At 72.7% G+C, this 15,018-nt stretch carries 12 protein-coding genes; 3 read left to right on the top strand and 9 right to left on the bottom strand.

What is annotated here, in order from left to right; all coding sequences use genetic code 11:
* Positions 1-178: 178 nt before the first annotated feature.
* On the bottom strand, positions 179-799 hold the full coding sequence (locus ACZ4Z2_RS23165) for a hypothetical protein (RefSeq protein WP_468078551.1): 621 nt from the start codon (positions 797-799) through the stop codon (positions 179-181).
* A gap of 295 nt (positions 800-1,094) precedes the next feature.
* Complete coding sequence (locus ACZ4Z2_RS23160; RefSeq protein WP_468078550.1) at positions 1,095-1,634, bottom strand: helix-turn-helix domain-containing protein; 540 nt, start codon at positions 1,632-1,634, stop codon at positions 1,095-1,097.
* Positions 1,635-1,975: 341 nt separating this feature from the next.
* Between ACZ4Z2_RS23160 and ACZ4Z2_RS23155 the strand changes: the two genes are divergently transcribed.
* Positions 1,976-3,403 carry an MFS transporter gene (locus tag ACZ4Z2_RS23155; RefSeq protein ID WP_468078549.1) on the top strand — a complete coding sequence of 476 codons (1,428 nt, stop codon included), beginning with the start codon at positions 1,976-1,978 and terminating at the stop codon, positions 3,401-3,403.
* Between the two features lie 422 nt (positions 3,404-3,825).
* Positions 3,826-4,689 carry a nitroreductase/quinone reductase family protein gene (locus ACZ4Z2_RS23150; RefSeq protein WP_468078548.1) on the top strand — a complete coding sequence of 288 codons (864 nt, stop codon included), beginning with the start codon at positions 3,826-3,828 and terminating at the stop codon, positions 4,687-4,689.
* A 270-nt stretch (positions 4,690-4,959) separates the two neighbouring features.
* Here the strand turns inward: ACZ4Z2_RS23150 and ACZ4Z2_RS23145 are convergent, their stop codons facing one another.
* The 5 genes from ACZ4Z2_RS23145 to ACZ4Z2_RS23125 form a co-directional block, all read right to left on the bottom strand.
* Positions 4,960-7,254 (bottom strand): HelD family protein, encoded by a 2,295-nt coding sequence (locus ACZ4Z2_RS23145; RefSeq protein WP_468078547.1) that lies wholly within the window; start codon positions 7,252-7,254, stop codon positions 4,960-4,962.
* 87 nt (positions 7,255-7,341) lie between these two features.
* The gene (locus ACZ4Z2_RS23140; RefSeq protein WP_468078546.1) at positions 7,342-7,950 is read right to left on the bottom strand and encodes a TetR family transcriptional regulator; all 609 of its coding nucleotides are present in this window, start codon (positions 7,948-7,950) and stop codon (positions 7,342-7,344) included.
* On the bottom strand, positions 7,943-10,240 hold the full coding sequence (locus ACZ4Z2_RS23135) for an aminoglycoside phosphotransferase family protein (RefSeq protein ID WP_468078545.1): 2,298 nt from the start codon (positions 10,238-10,240) through the stop codon (positions 7,943-7,945). The genes ACZ4Z2_RS23140 and ACZ4Z2_RS23135 overlap by 8 nt, the downstream gene beginning before the upstream one ends.
* Before the next feature lie 140 nt (positions 10,241-10,380).
* Complete coding sequence (locus ACZ4Z2_RS23130; RefSeq protein WP_468078544.1) at positions 10,381-11,088, bottom strand: HAD family hydrolase; 708 nt, start codon at positions 11,086-11,088, stop codon at positions 10,381-10,383.
* A gap of 29 nt (positions 11,089-11,117) precedes the next feature.
* Positions 11,118-12,029, bottom strand: coding sequence for a GntR family transcriptional regulator (locus tag ACZ4Z2_RS23125; RefSeq protein ID WP_468078543.1), 912 nt, complete (start codon positions 12,027-12,029; stop codon positions 11,118-11,120).
* Between the two features lie 145 nt (positions 12,030-12,174).
* On the opposite strand from ACZ4Z2_RS23125, the gene ACZ4Z2_RS23120 reads away from it, so the two are divergent.
* Positions 12,175-12,363 (top strand): hypothetical protein, encoded by a 189-nt coding sequence (locus ACZ4Z2_RS23120; RefSeq protein WP_468078542.1) that lies wholly within the window; start codon positions 12,175-12,177, stop codon positions 12,361-12,363.
* Between the two features lie 15 nt (positions 12,364-12,378).
* Here ACZ4Z2_RS23120 and ACZ4Z2_RS23115 read toward each other — a convergent pair whose 3' ends face one another.
* The gene (locus ACZ4Z2_RS23115) at positions 12,379-13,221 is read right to left on the bottom strand and encodes a winged helix-turn-helix domain-containing protein (RefSeq protein ID WP_468078541.1); all 843 of its coding nucleotides are present in this window, start codon (positions 13,219-13,221) and stop codon (positions 12,379-12,381) included.
* A gap of 408 nt (positions 13,222-13,629) precedes the next feature.
* Positions 13,630-14,883 (bottom strand): GNAT family N-acetyltransferase, encoded by a 1,254-nt coding sequence (locus ACZ4Z2_RS23110; protein WP_468078540.1) that lies wholly within the window; start codon positions 14,881-14,883, stop codon positions 13,630-13,632.
* Between the last annotated feature and the right edge of the window lie 135 nt (positions 14,884-15,018).

Raw genomic sequence — 15,018 nt, 5'->3', positions numbered from 1 at the left:
GGCCCGTCCCCGTGCCGTGTCCTGCCGCGCCGCGCTCTGCCGGGCGGCACCCCGGCCGTCACCCGGCGGGCGCCGAAGTGCTCGTCCGGCGGGCACCGCGACGCTCACCAGGCGGGAGCCGCAGCGCTCGCCGGGCGGGAGCCGCAGCGCTCGCCGGGCGGGCGCGTGCCGCCTACTGCTACTTGGCGGGCGGGGTGGTCTTCTTCGCGGGGGTGGTGGTGGTCGGCTTGCGGGCCGGGGCCTTCTTGGCGACCGGCTTCTTGGCGGTGGCCGGGGAGGGCGCGGCCTGGGCCTCGGCGGGCTTCGCCGGCTCGTCCTTGACCGCGACCGGCTCGGGCTTGGGCGTGTTCGGCTCGACGGCGATCGCGAGCTCCTCGATCTCCTCCGCGGCCTCGCCGCGCCAGGTGCGCACGGCCTGCTCGCCGTGCTCGGCGACCCGCTCGTAGGTCTCGCGGGCCTTCACGGCGTACTCGGCGGCGACGCCGACACCGCGCAGCGCCAGGTCCTGGGCGCTCTCGCCGAGCTTCTTGATGTCGGTGTCCAGGGCGCCGATCAGCTCGGTGACCTTGGTCTGGAGGGTCTCCTGCGTCTCCTTGACCCGGGCGGTCGCCTTCTCCTGGACGGCCTTGGGGTCGGTGTTGCGCACGGCGTCGATCTTGGCCGGCGCCTCGGCGCGCAGCTGCTCGACCAGGCCGGGCACCTTCTTGGCCTGCTGGAGGGCGAGGTCGGCGGTGCCGGCGGCGAAGTAGAACGGCGTCGGGTCGGTGACGGCCTTGCGGATGTCGTCGGTGATGGCCATGGTGATGGTCCTCCGGGTCTGGCGTTCGGCTGAGGGTTTTGTGTGGGTCCGGCCCGCGGTCGACGTCTTCCACGGGTTCCACGTCTTCACGCGTCGGACGTGTAGCCGCGTCACACGTGTTCGACGGGGCTGGACCTCTGGTCTGTGCGGTCCACTGGTGCTGCGGTCCGGCGGCGTTGCCGTGTTGCGGTCCGCGGCGCTGCGGTCGTGCGGGCCCGCGGTCCGCAGTGGTGCGGTCCGCGGTGGTGCGGTCGTGCGGGTGCGTGGTCGTGCGGTTCGAGGGTCCTCGGCTCCGTCATCTCGCCGTCAGCCGCGGACCGGCGTCGCCGCCGTCGGGCGCGGAAGAGCCGGGGCCGCCGGCGGTCGGTCCGGCGCCTTCGCCGGTCTCCGCCTCGCCGGCGCGCACACCGCCCGCCACGCGGTCCGCGCCCCGGACCGCGTCCGGGTCGCCCGGCCCGGTGTCCTCGCCGTCGCCTATGAGGACCTCGAACCCGTTCTCCTTGCGGAAGGACTCGTAGATCTGGAGCAGCACCTGCTTCTGCCGCTCGCTCAGCGTGGGGTCGGCGAGTATGACGGCGCGCGTCTCCACCTCGTCCCGGTCCCGCTCGGCGTCGAGGATCCCGGCCCGGACGTACAGCGTCTCGGCGGAGATCCGCAGCGCCTTGGCGACCTGCTGGAGCACTTCCGCGCTCGGCTTGCGCAGCCCGCGCTCGATCTGACTCAGATACGGATTGGACACCCCGGCGGCATCGGCGAGCTGCCTGAGCGACAGCTGGGCGTTTCGCCGCTGCTCACGCAGGTACTCACCGAGATTGCCGACGTTGAGTGTTGCCATGCCTCCACCATGCCGCACTCCCGCTAACTATTGCAAGCACCCGCTTGCAAAAGTGCGCCACGCCACGTCCACGATGAACCCGTACGGGCGAGGACCGCCCCTGCGTCCGGCGCAGGCGTTCTTCACGAGACGGGCCCCCCGCACCGGGCGCCTCCCAGGCGGCCGAACTGGGGCTCGCCGGGGTGGGGCGGGGAGTCGCCGCCGACATCCTGACCGAGGCGGGCTTCGCCCCGGCCACCACCCCGGCGAAGGACGACTGACCACCGTCCTGCCGTCCGCGAACGAGACGGGGAGTCGTCAGGGCTTGACCTCAAGTGGGCTTGATCCGCGAGGCTTTGCCGGTGACTTCGCCTTGGACTGCCCGTCTGCTGCCGGCCGCGTACCGGCCCCTGTTCGGCCACCGTGCGTTCCGGCGGCTGCTGCCGGCCCTCGCTGCCTCGGATCTCGGGGACGGGATGAGCGTGGTGGCCGTGGCGTGGCTCGCCGTGGAGATCGCGCCACCGGACCGGTCCGGCCTGCTGGTCGGCGCCGCGATCGCCGCGTACGCGCTGCCCGGGGCCGTGGGGGCGCTCGTCTTCGGCCGGTGGCTGCGGCGGCTGCCCGCCCAGCGGCTGCTGGCGGCGGACAGCTGGATCCGCGCGACCCTCCTCGGCTGCGTACCGCTCGCCTGGCTGCTGGGCGTACTCCACCCGGTCCTGTACGTCGTCCTGCTCGCCGGGTCCTCGGTGCTGCACGCCTGGGGCAGCGCCGGCAAGTACTCCCTGCTCGCCCGGATCCTCCCGCCGGAGCAGCGGCTGGCCGGGAACGCCCTGGTCAGTTCGAGCTCCTCGGCCTCGATCATCGTCGGCCCCGCGATCGCCGGGTTCCTGGCGACCGCCCTGAGCCCGGCCTGGATCATCGGCGTCGACGCCGTGTCCTTCGCCGTGCTCGCCTTCCAGGTCGGCCGGCTGGGCGGCGCCGCGTCGACCGCGGAGACGGCCGCCCCGGTCGACACCGGCCAGTCGGCGGCGGGGCTGCACCTGCTGCGCAGGCAGCCCGAACTGCTCGGGGTCCTCGCCCTGACCTGGTTCTTCAACTTCCTCTACGGCCCCGTCGAGGTCGCGCTCCCCCTGCACGTCACCGTCGATCTGGACGCCGAGTCCAGTCTCCTCGGGCTGTACTGGACGTTCTTCGGGGTCGGGGCCGTCGTCGGCGGGCTCGCCGTCGGCGCCCTGAGCAGACTCCCGCTGTGGCCCGTCACCCTGGCGATCGTCGCCGGGTGGGGGTGCGTGCTGGTGCCGTTCGGGCTGGGCGCGCCGGCCGCCGTCACCCTCGTCTGCTTCGCGCTGGGCGGTGTGATCTACGGCCCCTTCACCGCCCTGTCCTACACGCTCTTCCAGGACCGTACGCCTCCGGCCTGGCTCACCACGGTCCTGGCCGCCCGGGGCGCCGCCCTCCTCACCGCCGCCCCCGTGGGCACGGCCCTCGGCGGTCCCCTCACCGCCGCGCTGGGGCCCCGCCCCGTACTGGCCGCCTCCGGCCTCGCGACCATCGCCCTCGCCGTCATGGCCGCCGTGCTGTGGGCGTGGGGGAGCAGACGCGGGACGGTCGGCGGCGAGGCGCCGGGCGGGCGTACGGCGGACGCGGACGCGGACGCGCCTGGAGGGCGGGGAGGTACGGACTTGGCTGCGGAGGACGTGGACGGCGTGGACGGCGTGGACGACGTGGACGGCGTGGACGACGTGGAGGGGCGCGTGAAGAGTCCCCAGCGCGACCATCGCGCCGGATAACTCCCGTAGGTGGTTAACTCGTTGCCCTCGTCGACGCCCGCCCACTACCGTTGCGCTCATGACTGCCGGGTCGGCCTTGGGCCGTGAGCGGATGGGTCGCCCGGCCTCTGAGTGAGGTCGGGGCGGGCCAGGGGTCCGCCTGTCGAAGCGCGTGAGAGCACCGCGCCGCGACACACCGCACGGGACCGTGTGCGCGCCGCCGCGCTGTTCCGTCTCTCCGCCCTTTCCCTTTCCCTTTCCCTTTCCCATTCCCGCCGTGACCGCGTAGAGCACGGTGATCACCCCTGCCCGGACACCACGACGCCCACAGACACCAGCCGCACCAGCGGCACCCGTGGCCTCCGCCGAGCACCCACGTGCCCGTCGCCGCGCCGCGTCCTCGTCGTGGAACCGCCGGCATCGTCATCGACAGAAAGCAGAGAATGCCCAACCCCTTCAACCAGCCGGTCATCGAAGAGTTCCGTGCCAACCACGGCAAGGTCGGCGGCATGTTCGAAGGCGCCCGCCTGATCCTCCTGACCACCATCGGCGCCCGTACGGGCAACCCGCACACCACCCCCCTCGGCTACCTCCCCGACGGCGACGGCACGATCCTCGTCATCGCGTCGGCCGGAGGGTCGCCCAAGCACCCCGACTGGTACCGGAACGTCCTCGCCAACCCCCGGGTGACCATCGAGAGCGGGGCGTTCACCTACGAGGCCGACGCCGTCGTCCTGGACGACGAGGAACGCGACCGCGCGTTCGAGCGGGCGGTCGAGTCCGACCCCGGGTGGGCCGAGTACCAGGCGAAGACGGACCGCACGATCCCGGTCGTCGCCCTCCGGGAGGTCCCCGTGGCCGGTCCGCCGAACATCAACGCCGGGTCCATGGGCGAGGCCATCAAGGTCGTCCACGACGCCTTCCGCCGCGAACTCGCGCTCATAAAGCAGGAGTTGATCGCGAGCGACGGCAAGGCCACCCTCGGCGCGCAGCTCCGCGTCAACTGCCTCACCTTCTGCCAGGGGCTGCACAACCACCACACCGGCGAGGACACCATGCTGTTCCCGTTCCTGGCCGGCCGGCACCCGGAGCTGGCCCCGGCCCTCGCCCGCCTCCAGGAGGAGCACGAGCGGATCGCCGCCCTGGTCGAGGAGCTGCGCCGGGCCGTGACGGCCACGGAGAACGCCGGCACGGAGAACACCGGCACCGTGGCCGTACTCGCCGAGGTGGAGCGGCTGACAGCCGAACTCGAAGCGCATCTCGACTACGAGGAGGAGCACTTGATCCCGGTCCTCGACGCCGTCTAGGCCACGGGCTGACCCGGCGGGCGGCGGCAGGCTGCCGCCGCCCGGGCACGCGACAAGCCGGTGAGCGGCGGACGAGCCCCCTGGGGGGAGGGAGATCGGGCTCGTGCGTTCCGCCGCTCACCGGCACCCCCGACCGTAGTCACACGACCCGGCGTCGAGGTCCGTGTCAGGTCATGACTCCGCCGCCATCCGGTAACACGCCTGCCACCAGGGGCTCGTGGGCCCCCTCCTCACCCCACGGCAACCCCCGGGCACGCACCATCGCGCCCCTCACCACGGCAACGCCCGCGCGTGCACCACGTCCAGGCGGGACACCGCCCGGGTGAGCACCACGTACAGCCGGTGCAGGCCCCGGGGTTCGGCCGCCACGATCGCGGCCGGCTCGACGACCACGACATGGTCGTACTCCAGTCCCTTCGCGACCCGCGCCCCCAGCACCACGACCCGCGCCCGCAGTTCGTCGGGGCCCCCGGTGGTGATGCCGGCCGCGTGGAGCGCCTCCCGCAGCCCTACGGCATCGGCGTCGGCCGCGATCACCCCGATGGACCCCTCGCGGGTGAGCGCGTCCCGCACGGCGGCGACGGTCTCCAGGGCAACGGCGTCCATGAGACCGGTGTCCCCGGCCGCGGCCTCCCGCCCACCGGCACCCTCACCGTCACCGCCGACCTCTCCCCCGCTCCGTTCCCTCACGGCCCCCTCCCCCACCCCCACCCTCCGCACGCGCAGTTCCCCGTCCCCCCGCAGGGACCGGGCCTCCGGTACGTCCACGCCCAACCTCCCCAGCAGGCGGTTGGCCACCTCCACCACGGCTCGCGGTACCCGGAAGCCGGTGGTCAGGGGCACGACGGTCGCGTCCGGCCTGCCGAGGTGGGCGAGGAGGCGGGGCCAGTCGCGGGCCGCCCAGGGGGTGGTTCCCTGGGCCAGGTCGCCCAGGACCGTCAGCGAGCCGAACACGGCCCGGCGCCCGATCGCACGGCACTCCATCGGCGAGAGGTCCTGCGCCTCGTCGATGACGATGTGCCCGTACCCCTCGGGGTGTTCGAGGAGCCCGGCGACCTCGTCGAGGAGGACGAGGTCGGCGGCCGACCAGCGCGCCGACCGCCACGACCGCGGCGGCCTCGCCCACCGCACTGCCTGCTGCTCCTCCGCGTCGAACACCCCCTCCGCCGCGGCGGCGAGCGTGTCCGGATCGGCCAGCACCCCCGCCACGACCTCCTCCGGCCGGACCCGCGGCCACACGGAGTCGAGGAAAGCGCCCACCGGCCGTGAACGGGAGATCCGCCACGCCCAGGCGTTCGACTGCGGCCCGGCCCGTCGTTCGGCCTGCTCCCGCAGCAGCGCCACGACCCGCGCCCGGACCCGCTCCCGCCCGGTGTCGTAGGGCGGCTCCGGCTCCTCCTCCCGTACGTCCGCCACGATGCGCGCGAGGCGGTCGCCGGACACCCGCCAGCGGTACGTGCCGTCGGGCACCACCAGCGCGTCGGGCTCGCCGGTGGCGATACGGGCGTACAGGGCCCGGCGGAGCACCTCCGCCATCCGGACGTCGTGCTTGAGCGCGGCGGCCCGCTCGTCGTCCTCCGCGGTGACCGGCTGCCGGGCGATCTCGTCCGTGACGGTCGACTGACGTACGCCCACCTCGCCGAGCGCCGGGAGGACCTCGGCGATGTAGGAGAGGAAGGTCCGGTTGGGGCCGAGGATCAGCATGCCGCCGCGGCGGATGCGCTGGGGGTGGGTGTAGAGGAGGTACGCGGCCCGGTGCAGACCGACCGCCGTCTTGCCGGTGCCCGGGGCGCCCTGCACGCAGACCGAGGTAGCGAGGTCGGCACGCACCAGGTCGTCCTGCTCCGGCTGGATGGTGGCGGCGATGTCCCGCATGGGCCCGGTCCTCGGCCGCTCGATCTCGGCAGCCAGGAAGCGACTGGCGGCGGGGCCCCCGCCGTCCGGTCGCCCGTCCGGTGCCCCATCCGGCCCGCCGCCCGGTCCTCCCTCCGCTCCGCCGCCCGGTCCCCCCTCCGCTCCGCCGTCCGGTCCGCCGGCGGGGTCGCGGGCGTCCCGGCCGCCCAGGTGTTCGTCCTCGAACCCCGTCAGGTCAGCCGAGTCGCCCCGGCTGCCGGGTGCCCAGCCGAAGCGCCGCCGGACGTCCACGCCCCTCGGGTCCCTGACGCTCGCCTGGTAGAAGGCGCGGGCCACCGGCGCCCGCCAGTCCACGACCAGCGGCGGTGAGCCCGGATGCTCGGTGATCCGCAGCCGCCCGAGGTGATAGCTCTGCCCGGCGTGCTCACCGCCCCGGCCGTCGTCCGCGAAGTCGAGCCGGCCGAAGAACAGCGGCCCCTCCGGCAGCTCTTGGAGTTCCTTGGCCTGACTGCGGAGGCGGTATCCGAGCACCTCCGCGTCGGCCCCCGACGCGGAGACGTCCTCACCGATCACCACCTGCTCCCCCGCCCCCTCCACCATGGCGGTGAAAGCGGCGCGGCAGGCGTCGTGATGGGCGCGCTCACGGACGAGGGCGTGGCGCAGGGCGAGGGAGGGGTCGGCCGGGTTCTCGGGCGCACGAGTGGACGTCATTCCGCCGAGCGTACCGAATGACGTGACCGAGTTAAATTTTTAACCGGACTTCATGATTCTTCGACATGGGGGCATGTCAGTCGCCCCTCACACCGCCAGCGTCCGCTCCAGCCGTCCGAACACGCGCTCCGCCGCCGCGACGGCCTCCGGCTCGATCTCCTCCGCCCGCTCCCCCCGCTCGATCCGCCGCCAGTTCTCCATGGCCAGCACCCGCCGTACGGCGACGAGCTGCCCGGCGGCGACCCGCGCGTCCAGGCCGCCGCCCAGCGCCTCGGCGAGCGCCTCCTCGGACCGCTCCAGGTGGCCGTACATGCCCGCTACCAGCGACGGCGTGCCGTAGAGCAGCCGGTGGAAGGCGAGGACCCGCGGGTGGTCGTTGAGCCCCGTGACCGGGTCCCGGCGGGCCAGCCCGGCCAGGAAGTGGTCCCGCAGGGCCCCCACCACCGACTCGCCCTCGGCCCGGCCCGCCACGACCCGCGCCGACTCGGTCTCGTGGTCGGCGATCCGGTGCAGGACGAGGTCCTCCTTCGCCGGGAAGTAGCGGAAGAGGGTCGGCTTGGAGATCTCGGCGGCCGCGGCGATCTCGGCGACGGAGACCGCGTCGAACCCCTTCTCCAGGAACAGCTCGATCGCGGTCTCCGACACCGTCTCGTACATCCGCTTCTTCTTGCGCTCCCGCAGACCGGTCTCACTCATGCGGCGAGCCTACGCAGACCGGACGGACGTCGGAGCGGGCGCCGGACCGGGCGTCGAGGGAGGCGCGGGCGTCGAGCGTGGCCCGCTCGCCGAGGGCATCCCGGCCCCCGAGGGCACCGGCATCCCGGCCCCGGAGAGTCGCCCGGGAGCCGTGGAACGCGTTCGACCTGGCGTGGAGGCCCAGGCCCGCGGTCGCGGCCGCCAGCGTCATGGCGTACCCGTCCACCGCGCGGCGCACATTGGGCGCGTCCAGGCCGTCGCCGGTGACGAGACGGTCGAGGTCGACGTAGGCCGAGCGGACGGTCTCGATCCAGCGGTACACCCGCCAGTCGTCCTTCCACCCCTTGGTGCACTCCTCCGGCAGCAGCCGGCACCAGCGGCTGAACAGCCGCTCGCGGATGTCCGCCAGGGTCGGGGTCAGATGCATGTGGCGGACCAGGTCGTACAGCGGGTCGCCCACCATCGCCATCTCCCAGTCGATGAGGGTCAGCCCTCCACCGTCCTCGCGCCGCACGAGGTTCCACGGGTTGAGGTCGCCGTGCAGGAGGGCCGGGCGGCGCGGGGTCAGCAGATGGCGCCGGAGGAGTTCGCCCAGACGGCCGCTGCCGGGCAGTCCCAGGCCCCGGGCGAGGTCGAGGGTGCGCCCGGGGAGTTCGGCGACCAGCCGGATCAGCTCGTCGCACAGGCGGGGGTAGAAGTCGTCGAAGGCGGCGCTCGGGTCCAGCTCCCGGCACTCCACCCGGGTCAGCTCGGCGAGCTGGTCCACGAGGTCGTCCGCCTCGTGCGGCAGCAGGCCGTCCACCGGGTGGTCGGGGCGCCGGACGGCTCCCGCCGGCCCCTCGTAGGAGTGGATGGTGAACCGGTCGCCGAGGGCGCTGGTGCCCAGCGCCAGCACGCGCGGGGCGCGCATCCCCGGGCAGGACCGTTCGACGGCCCGCAGGACCGCGTGCTCGTTGAGGAAGCGCCGCTCCCGGGGGACGGCCGTGCCGACCTTGCGCCGCACCATCACGGGACGCGGGAAACCGGACACGCGCACGGCCGTGCTGAGGTGGGCCGTGCCCCTGAAAACCCGGTCCGCGGAGGCCGCGCCCTCCTCGAACAGAGCCTCCCGTACGGCGGAGGCCGGGAACTCCGGATGCTCGGGCACTCTCGGGTCGCGCTCCCAGGAGACGGCGGACACCGCCCGCTCACGGCTGTCCCGTGCGCCGTGGGACAGGTTCCACCGGAAGAGGACGCGCTCGATGGCGGTCTCGTCGGGCACACACCGGAGCCGCAGGGGTTCCTCCGCCGCCACCAGGGCCCGGTGCACCGTACGGGTCGCCTCGTCCAGGGCGCGCCGGTCGGACGGGTCGCCGAGCGAGGTCGCCGCGCGCATGACGTCGGGGTAGACGGAACGGGCCCGCTCGAAGGCGAGGTAGTGCCGCAGGTCCCGGTCGAGACCGTGGGCGGCCTCGCTCCGCCGCCGGCCCACCGCCTCGCGCCAGGCGTCCGTCACCTCCTCCCACTGCTCGTCCGGGTACCGGGTGCGCAGCAGATGGGCGGCGAGGTCGTGCAGCGGATCGCCGTAGGTGGCCGACGCCCAGTCGAGGCAGACCAGCGGGGGATCGCCGTCGTCCGCACCGTCGTCCGGCACGAGTACGTTGTCGCGGCGCAGATCGGTGTGGAGCAGGCCGAAGGGGCGGCTGATCATCGCCGGCACCCGCTCGGCGAACCGCAGCAGGGCGTCGTCGGGGATGCCCAGGGTCGCGAAGAGCCCGCCGAACCGGTCCCAGGCGCGCCGTCCGATCTGCTCCTCCGCCGCGAGGGCGAGCGCCCGCAGGAAGGCCCGGCCGTCCCTGCCCGACCGGGGCCAGGACTGCGGCAGCGGAGGCAGGTCCTTCCTGCGTACGCGGGTCAGGTCGGCCAGCAGCCCGGTGAGGCCCTGGACCAGACGGGCGTCGAGCGGTTTGCCGTCGGGGCAGACATCGGACAGCCGTACGCCCGGCGCATGGGCCAGGACGGTCAGGTCCCCGCGCCGGACGAGACAGCGCGGTACGTGCGGCAGGACCCGGTGGACCGCGCGCAGGACCTCCGTCTCGTCCTGCCAGGTCCTGACGGCCGCGGGCAGGGCGGACCCGACGCACCGGCGCACGGTGAGGGACTGCCCGGGGTCGCAGCCCACGAGGCGCCGGTCGGCCTCGGTCGGCGTCCGCACCGTGTGGTCAAGGTGGTGATGGCCCCGCCGGAACTCTCCCAGAGCCGTGGCGTGACGCACGAAGCCGTCGAACGCCGTCCTCCGGGCACCAGGCATGGGTGGACCATCCAAGGGTCACTCCTGAACAGCCGTGCGTCGCCTCTGATGTCCATGCGACGAAAGTGAGAGTGGGGCCACTGTAATGGGCTGGGCCCCGGCGCACCCGGTCAATGGCTGGTTCAGGACTTGCGCTCGGCTCAGGCCCGGGACCGCAGCACGTCCAGGACGGGCTCCAGCGAGCGGACGACGACCCGGGCGCCCGCCTCCCTCAGCTGTCGTCCCTTGGCCTCGTCGCGGGCGTAGCCGAGGAACGGCACCCCGGCGCCTTCCGCGGCGATCACGTCGGTGGGGGTGTCGCCGATCATCAGGGCGGCGGAAGGGGTGGCGCCCAGGGCGCCCAGCGCCCGGTTCAGGCAGTGGGGGTCCGGCTTCAGCAGGTGGAGGTCGCTCGTCCGGCCGTATATGTGCCGGCTGAAGCACCCGGTGAGGCCCCGCCCGGCGAGGTAATCGGCCACGGTGCGGGGGGAGTTGTTGGTGGCGACGGCGAGCCGGACGCCGACCGCCCACCAGGTGCGGATCAGCGGATCGGCGTACGCGGTGGGCATGGCGGAGGTGACCGCCTTGAGTTCCTGCTGGGTGAACCTCTCCTCCAGCTCGGCCACCAGATCACTGCGTGGGCGTCTTCTGTCGATGGCGTACAGCACCACCATCGGATCGGGGTGGACCCGCTCCTCCTCGGTGAGCAGGCCGTGCAGCCCCTGTCCCTCCAGCCAGGCGACCAGGTCCTTGGCCACCTGCTCCGCGGAATGGCCCGCGAACAGCCGGCAGATCGGACCGTCGAAGTCGAACAACACGTAGCGAACAGGAGCGATCAGCTCACGCAGGATCTCTGTCTCGACCGTCACCGCATCAGTCTGCTTCGTATCAGGCGTCACTAGGAGAGTGTCAGGTCCGTGGTGATGGTTTCCCAGAGGGCGTCGAACCACTGCTGGGACTGCTCCACGAACGCCTCGTCCCGCCGGCCGGTCTCCCGCGCGAACGAGAACAGCAGCGACTGGGTCCCGAACGCGTCGTACATCTCCAGCGGGCCGCCCTCCAACTGCTCCTCGCGCCTCATGAGCGTGTAGTACGCGATGAGGGCCTCGGTGCCGTTGAGGAGGTACAGCTTCACCGGCGGGGTGAACGGCAGCGCGCGGAAGGCCACCCGGACGTCGATGCCGTGGGAGGTGCGCAGCGCCCGGAGGTTGTGGCGCAGTACGCGGATCTGGGCGTTGCGCTGGTCCAGCCAGCGCTTGTGGACGGGGTCCTCCTCGTCGTCCTCGCCGCGGCCCTCGACCGGCACCGGGAAGGCCAGGTTGATCTTCCGGGACGGCAGGAGGATACGGACGTCGATCGACTCGGGGCGGATCGTTCCCTCATGGATGAGGCGGACCGGTTCGCCGAGCGCCAGCATCAGCGTCTCGGCGGTGAGGCAGGCGGCGTCGACCCGGACGTGCGGTGCCGAGAACGCCTCGGCGAGCCGGGGGGCGAGGCCCACCATCGTCGGCTGGGGCTCGTGGCCGGCGGGGCGGGTGGCCTCGGCGACCCGGGGCGGGCTGCCCTTGCTCACATTGCTCAGCAGCCCCTCCTCGTGCAGGACGCGCAGGGCCTGTCGCACCGTGCCGCGTTCGACGCCGAACTCGTCGGCCAGCTCGGCCTGGGTGGGCAGCCGTTCGCCCGGCCTGAGCCCGCCGCTGCGGATGCGTTCCCGCAGGGTGTCGGCGATCTCCTGGGACGAGAGCCTTCTGCTGCCGTTCACTGCGACGTTCTCCTGGGTCACGACCAAAACGCTACAACTCTCATCCATCTTTGTGGAGTTCACCGCAAGGTGGTTATGAGTATCAACCAAGTGGGCACCATCTCATCATAGTTGGTAACCAACTTGGTGAAGTTGGCGGACGTCCAGCCTCCTCTTGCCCGCCCCGCCCCAGCGCCTCGAAGGAGGTACCACCATGCCCGCCCTCGCCCTTCTCTCCGCCATCGCCGTCGTCGCCTTCCAGCAGATGGTCGAGTGGCGCTACGGCACGATGGGGATCGTCGGCCTGCTGCTCCTCTCCGTCGGCCTGAAGGCGCGCAACCACACGTGCAGCTCCATAGGCGCCGTGATCCTCGCACTGGTCTTCGCCGGTCCCGCCCTGTGACGACCGGCCCGACCGTCAGCTCGTGAGCACCAGCTCCGAGCTGATGGTGTCCCACAGCGCGTCGAACCACAGCCGGGACTGCTCGACGAAGCTCGCGTCCCTGGGGGCCGAGCCGGCGCCCCGCTCGAAGGCGAACAGCATCGACTGGGTGCCCTCGGCGTCGTACATCTCCAGCTGCTCGCTGTCCACTTCCGCCTCCGTCCGCCGCACGGTGTAGTACGCGAACAGCGCCTCCGCGCCGTTGAGGAGGTACAGCTTCACCGGCGGGGTGAAGGGCAGCGCGCGGAAGGTGACACGGACGTCGACCCCGTGCGTGGACCGCAGGGCCAGCAGGTTGTGCCGCAGGACCTGGCCCTGGGCGTTGCGCTGGGCGAGCCAGCGGCGTTGCAGCCGGCCGTCGACCGAGGCGTCGACCGGCGCCGGGAAGGCGAGCGGGATGTCCCGGCTGGGCAGCAGCACCCGTACGTCGACCCTGGCCGGTTTTATGCGCCCCGCGTGAATCTCGCGCAACGGCTCACCCACGGCGAGCGTGAGGGACACGGCCGTCAGGCAGAGGGCGTCGATCACCACGTGCGGGGCGGCGAAGGCGGCGGATATGCGTGGGGCGAGTTCCACCATGGTGGGACGCGGCGGCGAACCGGGGCCGCCGGTGAACGTCTTTGCCAGGTCCGGAGCCACCGTCGCGGGGCTCCCCTTGGAAACGTTGGTGAGCAGCCGCTCCGACTGGAGGATGCGCAGCGCCTGGCGGACGGCACCGCGCTCCACCCCGAACTCGTCGGCGAGCTTGGCCTGGGTGGGCATGCGCTGTCCCGGTCGCAGCTCACCGGACCTGATCCGGCGGCGCAACACGTCGGCCACCTCGTGATGTGACCTCTGGGGCCGCTGTGACGACTTCCGTCGATCGACGGCCGCGCGTTCCCGCTCCACGTACAAACGTTACAACTTCACGCCATCTTGCGGCAGTTCATGGGAAGGTGGTTATGAGCCGACTCCAAGCGGAGATAAGTAAGGAAGAGTTGGTCGCCAACTTCCCTGACATGGTCCAACTTTCAGCTTGTTGGTGGCCTCGCTCGCAGAGACCGACCGTTCGACCTCCCTTCCGGAGGGGAGCCGGGAGTTCGACCGGTCCGCACAGCCACAACTGAATGGCACAGCCACAACTGAATGCGCAGCCACAACCACAACTGAACAGCTACGGACGCACCACACCAGCACACCGAGGAAGGGTCGAACGACAACTCCCGGGTCCCGGCGGCGGACCCGGCATCAGAAGATGTCCGGGCACCACGGGCGCCTGGACGTCCGCAGCAGGGCGTCGGCGACAGCGGCGGCGCCCTTCCGCTGTTCCACGACACGGCCGAGCGCGGCGAGTCGCACCGCCGACTCGTCGCCCAGCCACAGCGCGCCGAGGTCAGCGACGTCCAGCACCAGATCGCCGTCCTCGCTCGTCGGCACGCAACTCGCGCCGTCCGGACCGGCGTCCAGCCGGTAGCGCCCGGCCGCGAACCGGGCGTCGTCGGCGATCTCCAGCACCAGCGTCCCGCTGCCCGCGTACGTCCGCGCCTCCAGCGCCCGTACGACGTCCAGGATCCGTACCCACAGCCAGTCCGCCTGGGCGGTGACCCGCGCGGCGCGCGGGTCGGGGAAGAAGTGCGGGAGGAGGTCGTCGGGGGCCCGCCAGCCCGTCTTGACCTTGGTGATCCAGTCGATCGAGCACAGGAAGTGCCACAGGGCTCGCTCGGCTGCGGGGGTCGTCGCGATCAGCCAGTTGACGTCCGCCGTGTTGTGCGGCTGCTTGTCGTGCCAGTTGTCGTCCGACCCGTACGACACGAGGCCCTCGACCTCACCGCCCGCCGAGCGGTACACGGCGTAGAACGGCTCGGTCCACGACGACACGAGGCCCGGCTCACCGGTGTTGAGCAGCCACCAGCGCTCGTCGCGGCTCACGGCGCCCGGTTGGGCGAGGCGCAGCCGCTCGTGCAGCTCAGGGCCGAGCTTGCGGACGTCCGCGCCGTCGACGAGGTCGACCCGGCCGCCGTCCGCGGGGCCGGACCAGCGAGGGTCGAGGCCGGTGCGGGGCACGTCGATCGTCCACTCGGTGGTCCAGGTGGCGGGGCCGAAGCCGTAGCGGCCGTAGATCGGGTACTCGGCGGCGATCAGTGTGGCGACGACGTCCCCGCGGTCCTTCGCGGCGGCGAGGTCGTCGGCCATCATCCGGGTGAGGAGGCCCCGCCGGCGATGCGTGGGGGTGACCGTGACGTTCGAGATGGCGTCGGCGGGGACGGCCGCGCCGCCCACCGCGGTCAGTTGCTGCGGGAACGAACGGAACGTGGCGACACAGCGGTCCCCGTCGAACGCGCCGAGCGTACGGGCCGGGACGATGTGCGCGGTGCGGTCCTTGAACTCCTGCTCCGACCACGTCTCCGGCGGCCGCAGGAACCCGGTGTTCAGCGCGCGGATCCAACCGGCCTTGTCGTCCTCGGTGATGGCACGCACAGCTACGTCCTGGGAGGGGCTCATGAAGCCACGCTAGGGGGTGCGCGGAGGGGCTGTCGCGGGGTTTTCGGGGGCCGCGGTCCGGGGTGGGGGTGCGGTTCGGGGTGGGGGCGCGGTCCGGGTGGGGGCCGCGGGCCGGGTGGGGGCACGGGTGCGTCG

This window comes from Streptomyces sp. NPDC030183, assembly GCF_055573455.1.
Note: the sequence above shows the minus strand (reverse complement) of the source record. Positions and strands in the feature narration are given on the sequence as shown.